The sequence below is a fragment of the Streptomyces sp. NPDC041968 genome (assembly GCF_055589025.1).
On the sequence record NZ_JBVJCB010000001.1, the window covers coordinates 740,062 to 753,813 of the forward strand.

13 protein-coding genes are annotated in these 13,752 nt (G+C 71.4%); 5 read left to right on the forward strand and 8 right to left on the reverse strand.

Features of this window, described 5'->3' with window-relative positions; translation table 11 throughout:
• Positions 1 to 97: 97 nt before the first annotated feature.
• From ACZ6EG_RS03385 to ACZ6EG_RS03400, 4 genes are all read left to right on the forward strand, one after another.
• Positions 98 to 928: a helix-turn-helix domain-containing protein gene (locus ACZ6EG_RS03385; RefSeq protein WP_391967934.1), complete on the forward strand. Its 831-nt coding sequence runs from the start codon at positions 98 to 100 to the stop codon at positions 926 to 928.
• Positions 910 to 1,143, forward strand: coding sequence for a DUF397 domain-containing protein (locus ACZ6EG_RS03390; RefSeq protein ID WP_391967935.1), 234 nt, complete (start codon positions 910 to 912; stop codon positions 1,141 to 1,143). Before ACZ6EG_RS03385 ends, ACZ6EG_RS03390 begins: the two co-directional genes overlap by 19 nt.
• A 138-nt stretch (positions 1,144 to 1,281) precedes the next feature.
• Positions 1,282 to 1,761: a cupin domain-containing protein gene (locus ACZ6EG_RS03395; RefSeq protein ID WP_391967936.1), complete on the forward strand. Its 480-nt coding sequence runs from the start codon at positions 1,282 to 1,284 to the stop codon at positions 1,759 to 1,761.
• Between the two features lie 103 nt (positions 1,762 to 1,864).
• On the forward strand, positions 1,865 to 3,355 hold the full coding sequence (locus ACZ6EG_RS03400; RefSeq protein WP_469601126.1) for an alpha/beta hydrolase: 1,491 nt from the start codon (positions 1,865 to 1,867) through the stop codon (positions 3,353 to 3,355).
• Between the two features lie 158 nt (positions 3,356 to 3,513).
• Here ACZ6EG_RS03400 and ACZ6EG_RS03405 read toward each other — a convergent pair whose 3' ends face one another.
• The 6 genes from ACZ6EG_RS03405 to ACZ6EG_RS03430 form a co-directional block, all read right to left on the reverse strand.
• On the reverse strand, positions 3,514 to 4,629 hold the full coding sequence (locus ACZ6EG_RS03405; RefSeq protein ID WP_391967938.1) for a hypothetical protein: 1,116 nt from the start codon (positions 4,627 to 4,629) through the stop codon (positions 3,514 to 3,516).
• 70 nt (positions 4,630 to 4,699) lie between these two features.
• Positions 4,700 to 5,680: an SCO2521 family protein gene (locus ACZ6EG_RS03410; RefSeq protein WP_391967939.1), complete on the reverse strand. Its 981-nt coding sequence runs from the start codon at positions 5,678 to 5,680 to the stop codon at positions 4,700 to 4,702.
• 1 nt (position 5,681) lies between these two features.
• Complete coding sequence (locus tag ACZ6EG_RS03415; RefSeq protein ID WP_469601130.1) at positions 5,682 to 6,647, reverse strand: SCO2522 family protein; 966 nt, start codon at positions 6,645 to 6,647, stop codon at positions 5,682 to 5,684.
• Positions 6,644 to 7,561: an SCO2523 family variant P-loop protein gene (locus tag ACZ6EG_RS03420; protein ID WP_391968285.1), complete on the reverse strand. Its 918-nt coding sequence runs from the start codon at positions 7,559 to 7,561 to the stop codon at positions 6,644 to 6,646. The genes ACZ6EG_RS03415 and ACZ6EG_RS03420 overlap by 4 nt, the downstream gene beginning before the upstream one ends.
• Positions 7,562 to 7,563: 2 nt before the next feature.
• Positions 7,564 to 9,408, reverse strand: a complete 1,845-nt coding sequence (locus ACZ6EG_RS03425) for an SCO2524 family protein (protein ID WP_391967941.1) — start codon at positions 9,406 to 9,408, stop codon at positions 7,564 to 7,566.
• Positions 9,409 to 9,463: 55 nt separating this feature from the next.
• Entirely contained in the window at positions 9,464 to 10,234 is a 771-nt protein-coding gene (locus tag ACZ6EG_RS03430; protein WP_391968286.1) for an SCO2525 family SAM-dependent methyltransferase, read from the reverse strand.
• Between the two features lie 257 nt (positions 10,235 to 10,491).
• Here ACZ6EG_RS03430 and ACZ6EG_RS03435 point away from each other — a divergent pair, with 257 nt between their 5' ends.
• Positions 10,492 to 11,037, forward strand: coding sequence for a GNAT family N-acetyltransferase (locus tag ACZ6EG_RS03435; protein ID WP_469601135.1), 546 nt, complete (start codon positions 10,492 to 10,494; stop codon positions 11,035 to 11,037).
• Positions 11,038 to 11,094: 57 nt separating this feature from the next.
• On the opposite strand, the gene ACZ6EG_RS03440 is transcribed toward ACZ6EG_RS03435, so the two are convergent.
• Both ACZ6EG_RS03440 and leuA read right to left on the reverse strand, forming a co-directional pair.
• Positions 11,095 to 11,790: a tellurite resistance TerB family protein gene (locus ACZ6EG_RS03440; RefSeq protein ID WP_356603250.1), complete on the reverse strand. Its 696-nt coding sequence runs from the start codon at positions 11,788 to 11,790 to the stop codon at positions 11,095 to 11,097.
• A 184-nt stretch (positions 11,791 to 11,974) separates the two neighbouring features.
• On the reverse strand, positions 11,975 to 13,696 hold the full coding sequence (gene leuA, locus ACZ6EG_RS03445) for a 2-isopropylmalate synthase (protein WP_469601139.1): 1,722 nt from the start codon (positions 13,694 to 13,696) through the stop codon (positions 11,975 to 11,977).
• Positions 13,697 to 13,752 lie beyond the last annotated feature (56 nt).

Consider the following 13,752-nt stretch of genomic DNA (forward strand, 5'->3'; position numbering starts at 1 on the left):
ACGGTTTCACTCTTCACGTCCCCAGAATGACGTGCCGTGACTACACTCGGCGGGAGTCTGTGCACTACAAGTGGGTTTCAGGGGCGGGGGGTTGGTTATGGCCAACGGTTCACGGCAAGCGGCGTGGGAGTTCTTCGGCGCGGAACTGAAACGCCGCCGCGAGGACGCCGGAATCACTCAAGTCGAGCTGGGTGCAAGGGTATTCGTGTCGGGGGGTTACATCGGCCAGTTCGAACAGGCAATTCGCAAGCCACAGCTGGATGTGGCCCAGCGGATTGACGGGGTACTGCAAACCGACGGTATTTTCGAGCGGCTGTGCCGGAAGTTGATTGATGAACCCGGGTACGCGGATTACTTCGCCGGTGTTGTCGAGCTGGAACGGCTCGCGACAGCGCTCTACGACTTCGAACCGACCGTTGTTCCCGGCCTCCTGCAGACACCGGCCTACGCGAGGGCGCTCACCCTCGCGACTCATCCGTTCGCACCGGAGGGGTTCGTCGAGGACCGGGTCTCTGCTCGAATGGAGCGAACGCGCCTCCTCAAGGACGCTACAAGCCCCGTGTATTGCGTGACGGTGCACGAAACCGTCCTCCGGGTCCCTGTCGGCGGACACGAAGTGACGGCGGAGACGCTGGAGCACATGACAGCCCTGGCCGACGAGCGCAAGGTCCTGCTCCAGGTGCTCCCCTTCTCCGCAGGCGCCCCCGCCAACAGCGGCTCACTCAGACTCATGGAGTTCGAGGACGCACCGCCAACCGCCTATACCGAGACGTCGTTTTCGGGAAGCCTGCTGGACGATCCAGCGGTGGTGAAGCGTGCACGCCGAGCCTACGATCTGATCAGGGGTGCCGCGCTGTCGCCGGAGGCGTCCCTCTCCCTGGTCCGATCGGCGGCTGAGGACTTCAGACGATGCACGTACACGCCCTGAACAACGCCCGCTGGCGCAAGAGCAGCTACAGCAACGGCGACGGAGGCAACTGCGTCGAGGTCGGCGACGGAGTCCCGGGCGTCGTACCGGTCCGGGACAGCAAGGTGGCCGGCGGCCCGGTGGTCGTCGTCGGGTCGGTCGCCTGGACGGAGTTCGTACGTACCGTGGGGGCCGCCCGCTTTCTTGCCAGTGTCGTGCCGCCGCGACCCGAGTAGCGGGCGCTGCGCGTCGCCTTCGGCGGGCGGTCCCTCGGACCTACGCCCCACGGCCCGCCCCTTCGATCTTGCGGACGATGCCCGAGGTGCCCTCCGTCGGGGAGAGTTGCCCGGACACTCACGGAGAGAGGGGCACCCATGTCGTACCCGGAGCCGCGCTACCTCGGCGAGAAGGGCGAGATCAACGCTGTGTTCAGGGGCGCCGACACCCCGCCCGACATCGTGGCCCCCAGCGGCACGACCACCCACTACCTCGCGAGCCACGCCTCCACCGGCGGGGAGTTCGGGTTGTACAAGGTGGACATGGGCCCCAAGGCGCCGGGCGCCAAGACGCACTTCCACCGGAGCATCTCGGAGTCCTTCTACGTCCTGTCGGGCGAACTGAAGCTGTACGACGGCGAGCGCTGGGTCACCGGCCGCCAGGGCGACTTCCTGTACGTGCCGGTCGGCGGACTGCACGCCTTCAAGAACGACAGCGACGACCCGGTCTCCATGCTGATGCTCTTCTCACCGGGCGCCCCGCGCGAGGAGTACTTCGAGCACGTGGCCGAGTTCGCGCAGCGCGGCGGCGAGGAGCTGCGGGAGTTCCAGGTGAAGCACGACAGCTTCTTCCTGTGACGGGTCGGGGAGAACCCCGAGGGTCCTTCCTGGGGTAATCCCCCCTGTTTTTCAGGTCGTTGCCCGGATGGGGAGGGCCCTGGACATCCGCGAGGCTCGTCGCATGACGCAGCGCACCCGCACCCTCCGCAACGCCGCCGTCGTCGGCGTGTCCACAGCCCTCCTCGGCATCACCGCGCCGGTGACCGCCTCCGCCGCCTCGCGCCCCGCCGAGCCCCTCGTCTGGACCGCCTGCCGGGGCACCGGCCTCGACCCCCGCCAGCAGTGCGCCACCCTCCGGGTCCCCATGGATCACGCCGATCCGGACGGCCCCCGCATCGACATCGCCGTCTCGCGCATCCCGAGCGAGAACCCGGACGCCCGGCGCGGAGTGCTCCTGCTCATCGCGGGCGGTCCCGGCGGCTCCAGCCTGAACGACCCCTCGGGAAAGGGACAGAAGCTGCCCCAGGACGTCCGTGACACCTACGACCTCATCGGGTTCGCGCCGCGCGGACTCGCCCCCTCCACCTCCGTCGACTGCGGCCTGGAACACGCCGACCTCGCCACCTCCCGGCTCCGCCCCTGGCCCTCCCCCGACGGCTCGGTGGACGAGGCCATGGCCACCGCCCGCCGCACGGCGGACGCCTGCGCCCGCAACGGCGGCGAGCTGATCAAGCACCTCAGCACCGCCAACGAGGCCCGCGACATCGACCTCCTGCGGGCCGCGCTCGGCGAGCGGCGGATCTCCGCATGGGGGACGTCGTACGGGACGTACGTGGGGGCGGTGTACGCGCAGAAGTTCCCGCACCGCACCGACCGCGTCCTGCTGGACAGCGTCGACGACCCGGACCCGGCCCGCGTCAACCGCGCCTGGCTGGCCGCGCACGAGCAGGGCGTCGAGGACACCTTCCCGCACTTCGCGGCCTGGGCCGCCGAGCCGGGCAACCCGGACCGGCTGGCGCGCAGGGCCGCCGACGTGCGGCCGATGTTCCTGCGGCTCGCCGCCCGGCTCGACCGCGAACCGATCCCCTGGCCCGGCGCCAACCCCGAGGAGCTGAACGGCAACGTGCTGCGCCAGACCATGCTGGACAGCCTCTACTCCCCCAGCCGCTACCCGACGCTCGCCCGGCTGATGCGGGCCGCCCAGGAGGGCACGCTGCCGCCCGCACCCCAGGCACCGCCCGAGGCCGTGCTCCAGAACGTCACCGCCGTGGGGGCCGGGACGCTGTGCAACGACGTGGCCTGGCCCACGTCGCAGGCCGTGTACGAGAAGGGCGTCGCCGAGAGCCGCGCCAAGTACCCGCTCACCGCCGGGATGCCCCGTAACGCCATGCTGTGCGCCGCCTGGCCGTACCCGCAGCGCGAGGCGCCGGTGCGGATCACCGACGAGGGACCGTCCAACATCATGCTCCTCTCCAACGAGCGGGACGTCGCCACCCCGCTCGCCGGCGCCCTGAAGATGCGGGAGGCGCTCGGCCGGCGCGCGGTCCTGGTCACCGTGGACTCCACCGGCCACAACCCCTACCTCGCCAACGGCAACGCCTGCGGCGACGAGACCGCCTCCCGCTTCCTGGCGGCCGGGCAGCGGCCGGCGGCGGACACCCGTTGTGACTAGCCGGCGCCACGAGGGTGGTGTCCCGGGCGTTGGTGTCCTCCAGGTCGATCTGCTGGGCGCTGGGGCCACCGACGTAGGAGCCGTCGAGCCGGTCCGCGGCTGCTGCCCGGGGTGGCACCCTGCCGCTCCTGCTCCCCGGGGAGTACGGGGGAGGGCGGTCAGGCCCGGTCGACCATCCAGTTGCCGTCCTCCTCGGCGTCGACCCGCACCTCCAGCTCGCGCAGGCCCATGCCGGCGTCCCACAGCTCCTTGAAGCGCTTCAGCCGGTCCCGCACGTAGTCCTGGCGCGCGGTGAGCCGGGTCCGGACGTTGACGTCGCGCAGGTCCTGCTCGATCTCGAACGACACCTCCTCGTCGTAGAGGATGAAGTCGTTGGTGGTGCCGCGCTGGAGGTGCGGGGGCAGTTCGGGCAGGACGGCCACCCGGACGTCGATGCGCCGCAGTTCCTGCTCCTCGCACAGTCTCAGCAGCCGGTCGTCCAGCTCCCGGGCGCTCTCCAGCAGGAACAGCCGGCGCACCGAGACGCCCTGCTCGTCGATCGCCTCCTGCTGTGCGTCCAGGTAGCGTCCGGCGGGTTCGCTGTTCCAGAACTCCCGGTCGACGGAGGTGCTGGTGGCGCAGATGGAGTGCTCGGCGGCCCGGGTGAGGGTGAGCATCCAGTCGTGGTTCTCTCCGGGGCACTCGGCGCTCTGGTTGGTGAGGTCCGCCATGTGGCCGACCACCCGGGTCATCTCCAGGTGGACGAAGGTGTGCAGGATCGAGGGGCCGGGCAGCAGCACGTCGGCGAAGCCCTTGGCCAGGTCGGGCACGCTGTCGATGCGGGCCCGGTCCAGCGGCGGGTAGGAGTCCGCCGGCCGGTGGTCCGCCTGCGTGACGTGGTTCTCGACCAGCTGCTTCACGTCCTCGGTGTGCCGGGTCAGGCCGGTCCGTAACTCGTCGTCGTACCGGGTCAGGCCCTCCCGGACGGCGGCGGTGTTCTCGGCCAGGGCGCTCTCCACCCGGCGGGTGTGCTCCTCCAGCCGCACGCCGTCCGGGAGGGGGGCCGGGCCGAGGAGGTACTGGACGGCCAGGGCGGCGCCGGCGCAGAGCACGGCGGCCGCGAACTGCCGCAGCGTGCCGTCCTCGGGGCTCAGCAGCGCCGTGACGCTCCAGAACAGGGCGCCGACGACCAGGGCGACCAGCAGCATGCGGGCCCATGGCGACTCCCCTTTCGGGTCCACCGGGTCCCGTGTGCGGGCCGTGTCGTCGGGGCGGGGTGACTGTGCCGTGCTCATCTCGCTTCTCCCCCCGTTGGGATGCGCGTCGGATCGGGGCGGGGATGTGCGTGGGAGGCGCCGGCGCCGGTCAGGGGACCGACTCCACCTCCCGGTGGGCTGAGGGAATGGCGTGCAGGGTGAGCTGGTCGCGGATGCGCTGGACCAGGGCCCGCCACTGCCGGCTGAAGCCGGGCCGCTCCTCGAGCGGGTCCCACAGCGGGGCCAGGTCCCCGGCCACCCGGGCCGCGGGCATCCACAGGTGCAGCAGGTGGTCGACGGCCGGGCGCAGCGCCCGGACGACGGCGCCCGCGTCCTCGGCGGCTCCCTGGCCCAGCCGGAGGCCGTCGAACATGCGGACCACGGTGGTGAGGAGCCAGTCGTGCAGGGCGAGGTCGTCGCAGAGGACGGCGAGGTCGGCGCCGTCGGTGCCCGCGGGCACCCGGAGCCGTACGGTGCGCAGTTCGTCCTCGGCGAGGGTGAAGCGCTCGATGGTGGGGCCCTCGCCCGGTCCGGCGGGCAGGGCCACCCAGCGCAGCCGGGTCGGGCGGGACCGGAAGGGTGGACGCTGGTCGAGGAGGGGGTGGCGCAGCAGCCGGGTGAGCAGCCCGTCGGCTATCACCCCGACGTCCAGGTCCCCGTGGAGTGCGCCGTCGAGCACGCCCTGCGCGACCGCCTCCAGGGGGAGTTTCCCCAGCGGTTCGACCACGCCGGGCCGCACCAGGTACTCGCCCCACGGCCGCCGCTGGTCCGGGCCGGAGGCGGGCGCCCGGAAGCGGGCGGAGGTCTGCAGCAGGCGCCCCTCGGTGAGCGCGGCGCGTGCGGCGACGGTGCCGACCGCGCGGACGCGGGCGCCGTTGGCGCTGGGTAGCGGGCAGTCGACGCCGGTCAGGGTGTCGGGGGAACGCGCGTAGAGGCCCGGACGCTCGGAGAGCAGGACCCGTTCGTCGGCGCGCAGGGCCAGGAGCTGGGCGGCGGACCGGATGTCCAGGGCCTGCCGGGCGGGGAGCAGGCAGGTGCGGACCTCGCCGCAGACGAGGTTCCCGCCCGGAGTGCGCTGCCGCGGCGCCACGTCACGGCCCCGCGTAGTAGACGTAGGAGACGCGGTCGGCGACCGAGTCGGGGACGGGCACACGCTCCCGGCCGGAGCGTTCGGCGACCTGGGCCAGCGCTCCGGGGTCGACCTCGATCTGGTCGAGGATCACGCGGACGGCGTGCTCGACGGGGAGGAACCGGGTGGGCAGCACCGAACAGGTCCGGTAGGCGGCGAAGGGGTCCGCGCGGTCGTCGAGCCGGAGCAGGGCGGGCAGTTCGTCCCAGTCGTCCGGGAAGCCGGTGCCGGTGTGCGGCTGGGGGACGAGGACGGCGTCGCCCTCGTTGCGCAGCAGTCCGAGGCGGGCGAGCTGCCACACGGCCGCGAGGAAGGGGCAGGACCAGGTGCGGTGCCCGTCGGCGTCGTCGCTCCACAGCTCGACGTCGAGGAAGACGGAGTGGCGGCGGGCGGCGGTCTCCCGGGGCGGCTGCCAGGGGGTGGCGCGCTTCATCGCCTGCGGGGCGCGGGCGACGGGGCTGCGCTCGCCGTTGGCCAGCCAGCCGGTCTGCGCGGCGGGCGGACGCAGGCCGTGGCTGCCGGGGGGTGGCGACTCGACGATGCGCCCGGCCACCGCCTCGGCGACGGGCACCTTGCCGGTGACGGCGCAGCCGGACTCGCGGGCCAGGTAGTCGACGCCCAGCCCGGCCCGCTCGGCCTCCGCGAGCAGCATGGGCACGACGTCGGCGGGGGTGGAGAAGCGGGTGAAGTAGTCGTCGATGAGGAAGCAGGTGCTGATCCGGGCGCGTTTGCCGCCGGCCCGGGCGGTGGCGGCGGCGCGGGCCGCCTCCGCCCAGGGGCGTACCTCGGCGAAGTGCCTGCGCAGGCGGGCGGGCCCGGCCTCGAAGTCCTCCATGTACAGGTGGCCCAGCTCCAGCGAGAGGTGCGCGAGCGGCACCGACTGGGTGCGCGGCTCGGCGGCGGTCTCACGGAACACCTCGTCCGTCACGGCCGCCCCCAGTGCGAGTCGTCGGTGAGCCGCCGGGCGATCTCCTCCAGCGCTTCGAGGGTCTCCTTGTTGGCGATCTGGGTGGAGAGCACGTCCTCCTCGGTGATCAGCTGTTCGCGCCATTGGAGTATCGGCTCCAGCGGTACGACGCCGAGGACCACGCTGTCGCCGATGCGGTGCTCCGCGGCGAGCCGGCGCAGCGCCTCGTCGCAGGCTTGCATCCAGGCGGCCTGGGCGGGCGAGCCCTGGGACCACAGCGGCGACTCGGGGTCGGGTACGGCCGCGCGTACGAAGCGGATCGCGGCGCGCAGGGCGTCCTCGTCGTGGCCCCGGTCGACGCCGCCGCCGATGATGCCGTGGGCCGCGTGGACGAGGCCGGAGGCGGCGATCACGTGCTGGCGCGTCCAGCGGTGGAAGACGAGCCAGCGGAAGGGGACGTGGCGCATCCGGGGGTGGGCGGTGGCCGCGAGGGCCATGTCGACGGCGTAGCTGCGGCCCGCGCTGAGGTCGACGACGGTGATGTCGAACTCGCCGTTGAGCCGCAGCAGCAGGTCGACACACCGCTCCAGGGTCTCCTCGCCGGTGGCGAACTCGCCGCCGCCGGCGTCGCCGGGGAACAGGACGAGCCGGCCGGACTGGTTGGGCCGGGCCCGCAGCAGGGGGTGTTCGGTCTGGCGCCAGACGTCGATCCTGGCCGGCTCGGCGGTCTCGCCCTCCAGGTAGGAGTGCAGGCCGCGTTCCTCGGTGCCGCGCACGGCGCCGGGCACGTCGAAGACGGCGGCGGCGGTGGGCGAGCCGAAGTCGAAGTCCACGTAGGCCACGTGATCTCCGGTGAGGGCGCGCTGGTAGGCCAGGTTGGCGCTGGTCACCGAACGCCCGGTGCCTCCTTTGTCGGAAGCGGCGAAGACGAGCACGCTCACACCTCCTGCGCGGCGGCTCCCCTGGCCTGGGCCAGGGTGTCGAGTTCCTGCAGGACGGGGAGGGCCAGCGCGAAGGCGGTGGCGGGGCGTTCGTCGACCAGGCCGCGGGCGTGGTCGAGGCGGCTCTCGATGCTGCGCATGGCCCGGGCCCGGCTGCCGTCGGCGGCGGCGGACGCCTCCAGCTGTTCCTTGCCGAACAGGTGGGTGGCCTCGCTGAGCAGTTCACGGGCCAGCTCGGCCAGTTCCGGACTGCGGATGGGCTGCTGCTCGTAGAGGTTGCGGGCGGCGACGAGGCACTCGGTGACGCGCTCGGTCATGCTCCAGGACATGCGCAGGCCGGCGGTGCGCGCGTCGGGGTAGACGGACCGGACGTCGTCCCAGAGACCGGCACCGTCCTCGTCGTCGATGCGCCGGGCCCACAGGTGCTCGAATGCCTGCTCGGCCAGGCGCAGCAGCCGGTCCTGCGCGCCGATGTTCCGCGAGAGCGTGGCCAGTTGGATGATCCGCTTGAGGAGCTGGGCCGAGTAGTCGGTCATCCGCCACAGGAGGACCCCGCCGGAGTGCTCGGACCCGGCGAGCGGCATGGTGACGCCGGGGGTGTGCAGCCTGATGGTGGGGTCGTCCTTGGTCATCCGGCTGGTGACCCGGCCCCGGTCGGCGAGGCGTTCCATGACGGCGACGGTACGGGTGAGGTCGTCGTCGGTCGCTTTCCGGCGGATCAGGTCGTGGACGAGGATCGCCGCGACGGTCAGGGAGAAGTACTCGGACTCCAGGCGCAGGCCGGTGGTCTGCCAGGGAAGGTCCTCCAGGGGCCAGCGCTCGGCGCCGAAGCGGGCGATCGCGGACCAGTACTGCTGGCTGAGTTCCCAGCGCAGGCGCAGCGCCTCGGCCAGCTTCTGCTGGTCGGCGTCGAGCAGCCCGAGGGTGAGGGTGCGGTCGGAGAACAGGTCCTGGATGCCGTCGAGGGCGACGACCGTGAAGTACACGTAGGGCAACCGGTCGGCGATGCCGTCGGGCTGCCCATGGACCTGGACGTCGAGGTCGGTGACGGTCGGCGCGTCCTTGACGATGCCCCAGGCCCAGCCGCACTCGAAGAGCTGGCTCTCGTCGCGGATGCCCTCGTCGACCTGGATGCCCCGGGTCAGGCTCTCGATGATCGTGGCGCGCAGCGGGCGCAACTTGCGGGAGAACTGCTGGAGGACGGCCCGGTCGGACTGTCTGCCCTGTCCGACGACCTGGATGAGCCGCTTGCCCTGCTCGGATTCCGCGTCGAAGACGTTGACGGTGAAGGAGCGCAGGAGGCTGACCATGGCGGCGGTCAGCCGGGCGTTGGTGGCGATCCTCAGCTCGGCGATCGCCCGGAGCACCTCGGGGCGGGTCGTGGTGCCCTCGTAGACCTTGAGGAATCCGAGGGTGGCGAGGCAGAGCGTGACGGACATGGAGTAGGAGTCGACCACGCCCAACTGGCTCTGCTCATGGGTGATCTCGCCGTCGGGTTCGGCGGGCCGGAAGTAGTGTCCGCCCGCGAAGGTGGGGCTGTCGTCCGTGCCGGTGTGCGTGCGCATGAACTGGGTCAGCGCGGTGATCAGGTTGGGCGGGATCTCCAGCCGGCTGCCGATCCGGTCGAGGGCGCGCAGCACGTCGCGTTCGGTGGTGTCGGGCTGGTCCAGGCGGAAGGCGGGGACCTCGGTGGCCGGGTACAGCAGGCAGAGCAGGCGCTCGGCGTCCGCGACGCTGCTCAGCCCGTCGGTGTCCCCCCGGACGAGTTTCCCGTCCTCGAACGAATGACGGGCCATGGCCTGCCAGATCTCCAGCATGTGCTGGCGTGGCTTGATCTGCATTCCCCGCACCCCTCGTACAGATCCCGTTGCCCTGTGTTCAGCATGGTCCCCTTTCCTAGGGGACGGCAACCTCCGAATTGCGCCGCCCGAGGGCGAGGAGGATTCCCTCGTGTCCCGGCCGCACCACGTGGTGCAGATCGTGGATCTCCAGCTCCGCGGTGAAGGGTTCGAGGCTTTCCCTGGCCCGGTCCTCGTTCACCCGGTAGGCCGGAAAGTCGTGTTCGCCGACGCGGTAGCCGACCGACTCCTTCATGAACGCGGCGGCGAACGGCGCACCCGCGCCGAGGGCGTTCATGAAGCAGCGCACACCCCGCTTGAACTCGTCCGGGCACTCGGACATGGAGTCGGCGACGAAGAACATGGTCCCCATGTCCCAGCGCCGGTGTCCGTCGAGGTCGAACAGGTTGCCCCGCTCCACCCGGACGATCTCGCCGAACCGGCTCCTCGGCTCGACGGCGGCGTAGGCGGGGGCCTCGCTCAGTACGTCCCAGAACGCGTCCCACGCCGTGTCGAAACCCCCGGAGGAGACCTGCCGCTCCAGGTATTCGACATTCGGACGCGCGAATTCCAGCAGGAGGATCTTCTCGCACCACGGGAGCATGGAGAGGGCGGGATAGAGATTCGCCCCGGCACCGACATCGACGCCCCGCACCGAATCGGGCACGCCCCGGGAGAAGCAGCGGCCGAAGTGCTCGCGCATCAACCGGACGATCTGCCGATCCACTTCCAGCGGCGTCCGGTAGTTGTTGTCGACGTACACCTCGGGATCGAACTTCGACCAAGGTGCGTCGGCGTTGCGATCCATAGTCACCCTGCCGCGTTCCATTTGAATTCCGGACAAGCCCCAGTGCCGTGCACGGTAGGCCACCAGGACAGGTCGAGACAGCCGGGAACACGCCAGACCTCGTCCGCCGGGCGCACGTCGGGCGCACAGACGCACACCCTAACTCGCCCTTGCCCGAGGCCAGTTGGAAGCTCACTCTAGCCAGAAGGGATCGATGGCCGCCATACGAAGCCGCGTACCCCTGGCGAATGAACATCGCATCCGTCGAATTGACCTCGCACGTCCTGACTGGGGGTTGCATGACCGCCGAACCGCTGGAACGTTCCCTGGACCGCCTCGACCGGCTCACGGATCCCAGCCCTCGTCGTTCCGACGACCCGCCGCTGGTCCTGCGCACGGCCCGGGAATCCGACCTGCCCGAACTGCGGCGGCTCGACGAGGAGGTCTTCCAGGAGTTCGCCTACCCCGGCTTCCTCCTGCGCCAGCTCTTCGACATGTACGAGGAACACTTCCTGGTGCTGGACGACGGCACGGGCCGGCTGCGCGGCTACGTGCTCGCGGCCACCCGGGCGCTGGGCGCGGACAGCTGGATACTCGGCCTGTGCGTGACGCAGGACCGCCGGCGCCACGGGCTGGGCCGGGAGCTGATGACGGAGGTGCTGGACCGGCTGCGCCGGGACGGCATACGGGTGGTGCGCCTGACCGTGGAGCCCGCCAACCTCGCCGCCATCTTCCTCTACCGGGGGCTCGGCTTCCGCCCGGAGGAGCCCGACGGCGGTCTGCGCCCGGACTACTTCGGCCCGGGCATGCACCGCCAGATCATGCGCCTGGACCTGACGGACTAGTCCCTCTCGCTCCGGACCGCTCCGGCACCGGGGCCGCCGGCCCGCCGAGGGGGGCGGTCAGGACGGCGTGCCCGCCGACTCCAGCAGGCGGGTCACGTCGTCCGAGCAGAGGGTGAGCGCCGCGCCCACCGTGGCCAGCGCGTCGCGTTCGGCGGGGGTGTAGGGGCCGTCGGCCAGGGCGATGCGGGCGCCCTGCAGGAGGATGGACTCGCGGCCGACGGTGGCCAGGTGGGGGGCGAGGGGGCCCAGGGCCTCGTGGAGTTCTATGGCGAGGCCGGGCACGCAGGGCTCGCCGTGGACCCGGCCGGTGTCCGCCTCCAGCGCCTCGACGAGCGCGCCCAGCTGGTCCTCGGTGCAGTCCTCGAAGCCGGCCGCGCGCACCGCGACGGCGGCCGTCTCCAGCGACGTGCGCGAGCAGGCGCCGCCCGCGGCCAGGACGGCGAGGGCGACGGTGTGCACGGCGTCGCGGAGCATCGCGGAGAAGCGGGTGGTGGTCGGGTGGTCGAGGACGTCGGTGCCGTAATGGCGGCGGCAGGCCGCGCACTCGACGGTGGGCGCGGACTCGCCGCGCGGCAGCACGGGCACGCCGAGCAGGGTGAAGCGGCGGCGGCCGGTGAGCCGCTGGTAGTTGCGGTCGCCACCGCAGCCCGGGCAGAAGAACTCGCCGTCCCCGACGGGCGTCCACGCGGTGCGCGTGCCCAGGATGCGCGGCAGCCGGACAGTTCGGCCGTTTCGTTCCCGTCCAGGCAGCACGTCGCACCTCCGTAACCGCGCGACAGCATCGTCGCGCTGGCGTGATGTTAGCCACATCACCGTCGTGGAGTCAGTACCCCGGAGGAGACCTTTCCGTGACCTGCACACGGAGTTGGCCGGTATCCGACCGGGCCCCGCCCGCCGGCGCACGGCGGGCGGGGCCGGTGATCACCGATTCGGCTGGTCAGCGGGTAGCGCGGTTGACGGCGGAGACGACCGCCTTCAGCGAGGCGCGCGTGGTGTTCGCGTCGATTCCGATGCCCCACAGCACCTTGTCGCCGATGGCGCACTCGATGTAGGAGGCGGCCTGCGCGGAGGCGCCCTCGCTCATCGTGTGCTCCTGGTAGTCCAGCAGACGTACGTCGATGCCGACGCCCTGGAGGGCGTGGAAGAACGCCGAGATCGGGCCGTTGCCGGTGCCGACCAGCGTGGTCTCCTGGCCGTCGACCGTGGCCTCGACGGTGAGGGTGTCGACGCCGTCGCGGTCGGTGGTGGTCTGGCCGTTGGCGACCTGGACGCGGCCCCAGGGGTTGTCCGGGTTGGGCAGGTACTCGTCCTGGAAGACGTCCCAGATGGCGGTGGGCGTGATCTCGCCGCCCTCGGCGTCCGTCTTGGCCTGGATCAGCTTGGAGAACTCGATCTGCATCCGGCGGGGCAGGTCCAGCTTGTGGTCGTTCTTCAGGACGTACGCGATGCCGCCCTTGCCGGACTGCGAGTTGACGCGGATGACGGCCTCGTAGGAGCGGCCGACGTCCTTGGGGTCGATCGGCAGGTAGGGCACGGCCCACTCGATGTCGTCGACGGTGACGCCCTTCGCGGCCGCGTCGGCCTCCATGGCGTCGAAGCCCTTCTTGATGGCGTCCTGGTGGGAGCCGGAGAAGGACGTGTAGACCAGGTCGCCCACGTACGGGTGGCGCGGGTGGACCTCCATCTGGTTGCAGTACTCCCACGTACGACGGATCTCGTCGATGTCGGAGAAGTCGATCTGCGGGTCGACGCCCTGCGAGAACAGGTTCATGCCCAGGGTGACCAGGTCGACGTTGCCGGTGCGCTCGCCCTGCCCGAACAGGCAGCCCTCGACGCGGTCGGCGCCGGCCATCAGCGCCAGTTCGGCCGCGGCCACCGCCGTGCCGCGGTCGTTGTGCGGGTGGACGGACAGGCAGACGTACTCGCGACGGGAGAGCTTGCGGCCCATCCACTCGAAGCGGTCCGCGTGCGTGGACGGCGTGGAACGCTCCACGGTGGCGGGCAGGTTGAGGATGATCTCGCGGCCGGGGCCGGGCTGGTAGGTGTCCATCACCGCCTCGCAGACCTCCAGGGCGAAGTCCAGCTCGGTGTCGGTGAAGATCTCGGGGCTGTACTGGTAGCCGAACTCCGTCTCGGGGCCCAGCAGCTTCTCGGCGTACTCCATGACCAGCCGGGTGCCGTCGACGGCGATCTGCTTGATGTCGTCCCGGGAGCCGCGGAAGACGACCCTGCGGAAGACCGGCGCGGTCGCGTTGTACAGGTGGACGGTGGCCCGCCTGGCGCCCTTCAGGGACTCCACCGTGCGCTCGATCAGGTCCTCACGGGCCTGCGTCAGCACGGAGATCGTCACGTCGTCCGGGATGGCGCCCGGGTCCTCGATGATCGAGCGTACGAAGTCGAAGTCGGTCTGGCCGGAGGCGGGGAAACCGACCTCGATCTCCTTGTAGCCCATCTTGACCAGCAGGTCGAACATCGCGCGCTTGCGGGAGGGCGACATCGGGTCGATCAGCGCCTGGTTGCCGTCGCGCAGGTCGGTGGAGAGCCAGCGGGGGGCGGTGGTGACGCGCTGCTGGGGCCAGGTGCGGTCGGGGAGGTCGACCTGCTCGTAGCCGCGGTACTTGGTGATCGGCATGGAACTGGGCTGCTGGCGGTTGGCCATGTTGGCGTGGGCTCCTCGTGATGTCCGCGGTGTCCGCGTGTCCAGAGAGACGGCCG

Excerpts from the sequence above, each read along its gene's own strand:
- ACZ6EG_RS03385 (WP_391967934.1), top strand. The coding sequence starts at position 98 with ATGGCCAACGGTTCACGGCAAGCGGCGTGGGAGTTCTTCGGCGCGGAA.
- ACZ6EG_RS03390 (WP_391967935.1), top strand. The coding sequence starts at position 910 with ATGCACGTACACGCCCTGAACAACGCCCGCTGGCGCAAGAGCAGCTAC.
- ACZ6EG_RS03395 (WP_391967936.1), top strand. The coding sequence starts at position 1,282 with ATGTCGTACCCGGAGCCGCGCTACCTCGGCGAGAAGGGCGAGATCAAC.
- ACZ6EG_RS03400 (WP_469601126.1), top strand. The coding sequence starts at position 1,865 with ATGACGCAGCGCACCCGCACCCTCCGCAACGCCGCCGTCGTCGGCGTG.
- ACZ6EG_RS03405 (WP_391967938.1), bottom strand. The coding sequence starts at position 4,629 with ATGAGCACGGCACAGTCACCCCGCCCCGACGACACGGCCCGCACACGG.
- ACZ6EG_RS03425 (WP_391967941.1), bottom strand. The coding sequence starts at position 9,408 with ATGCAGATCAAGCCACGCCAGCACATGCTGGAGATCTGGCAGGCCATG.
- ACZ6EG_RS03430 (WP_391968286.1), bottom strand. The coding sequence starts at position 10,234 with ATGGAACGCGGCAGGGTGACTATGGATCGCAACGCCGACGCACCTTGG.
- ACZ6EG_RS03435 (WP_469601135.1), top strand. The coding sequence starts at position 10,492 with ATGACCGCCGAACCGCTGGAACGTTCCCTGGACCGCCTCGACCGGCTC.
- leuA (WP_469601139.1), bottom strand. The coding sequence starts at position 13,696 with ATGGCCAACCGCCAGCAGCCCAGTTCCATGCCGATCACCAAGTACCGC.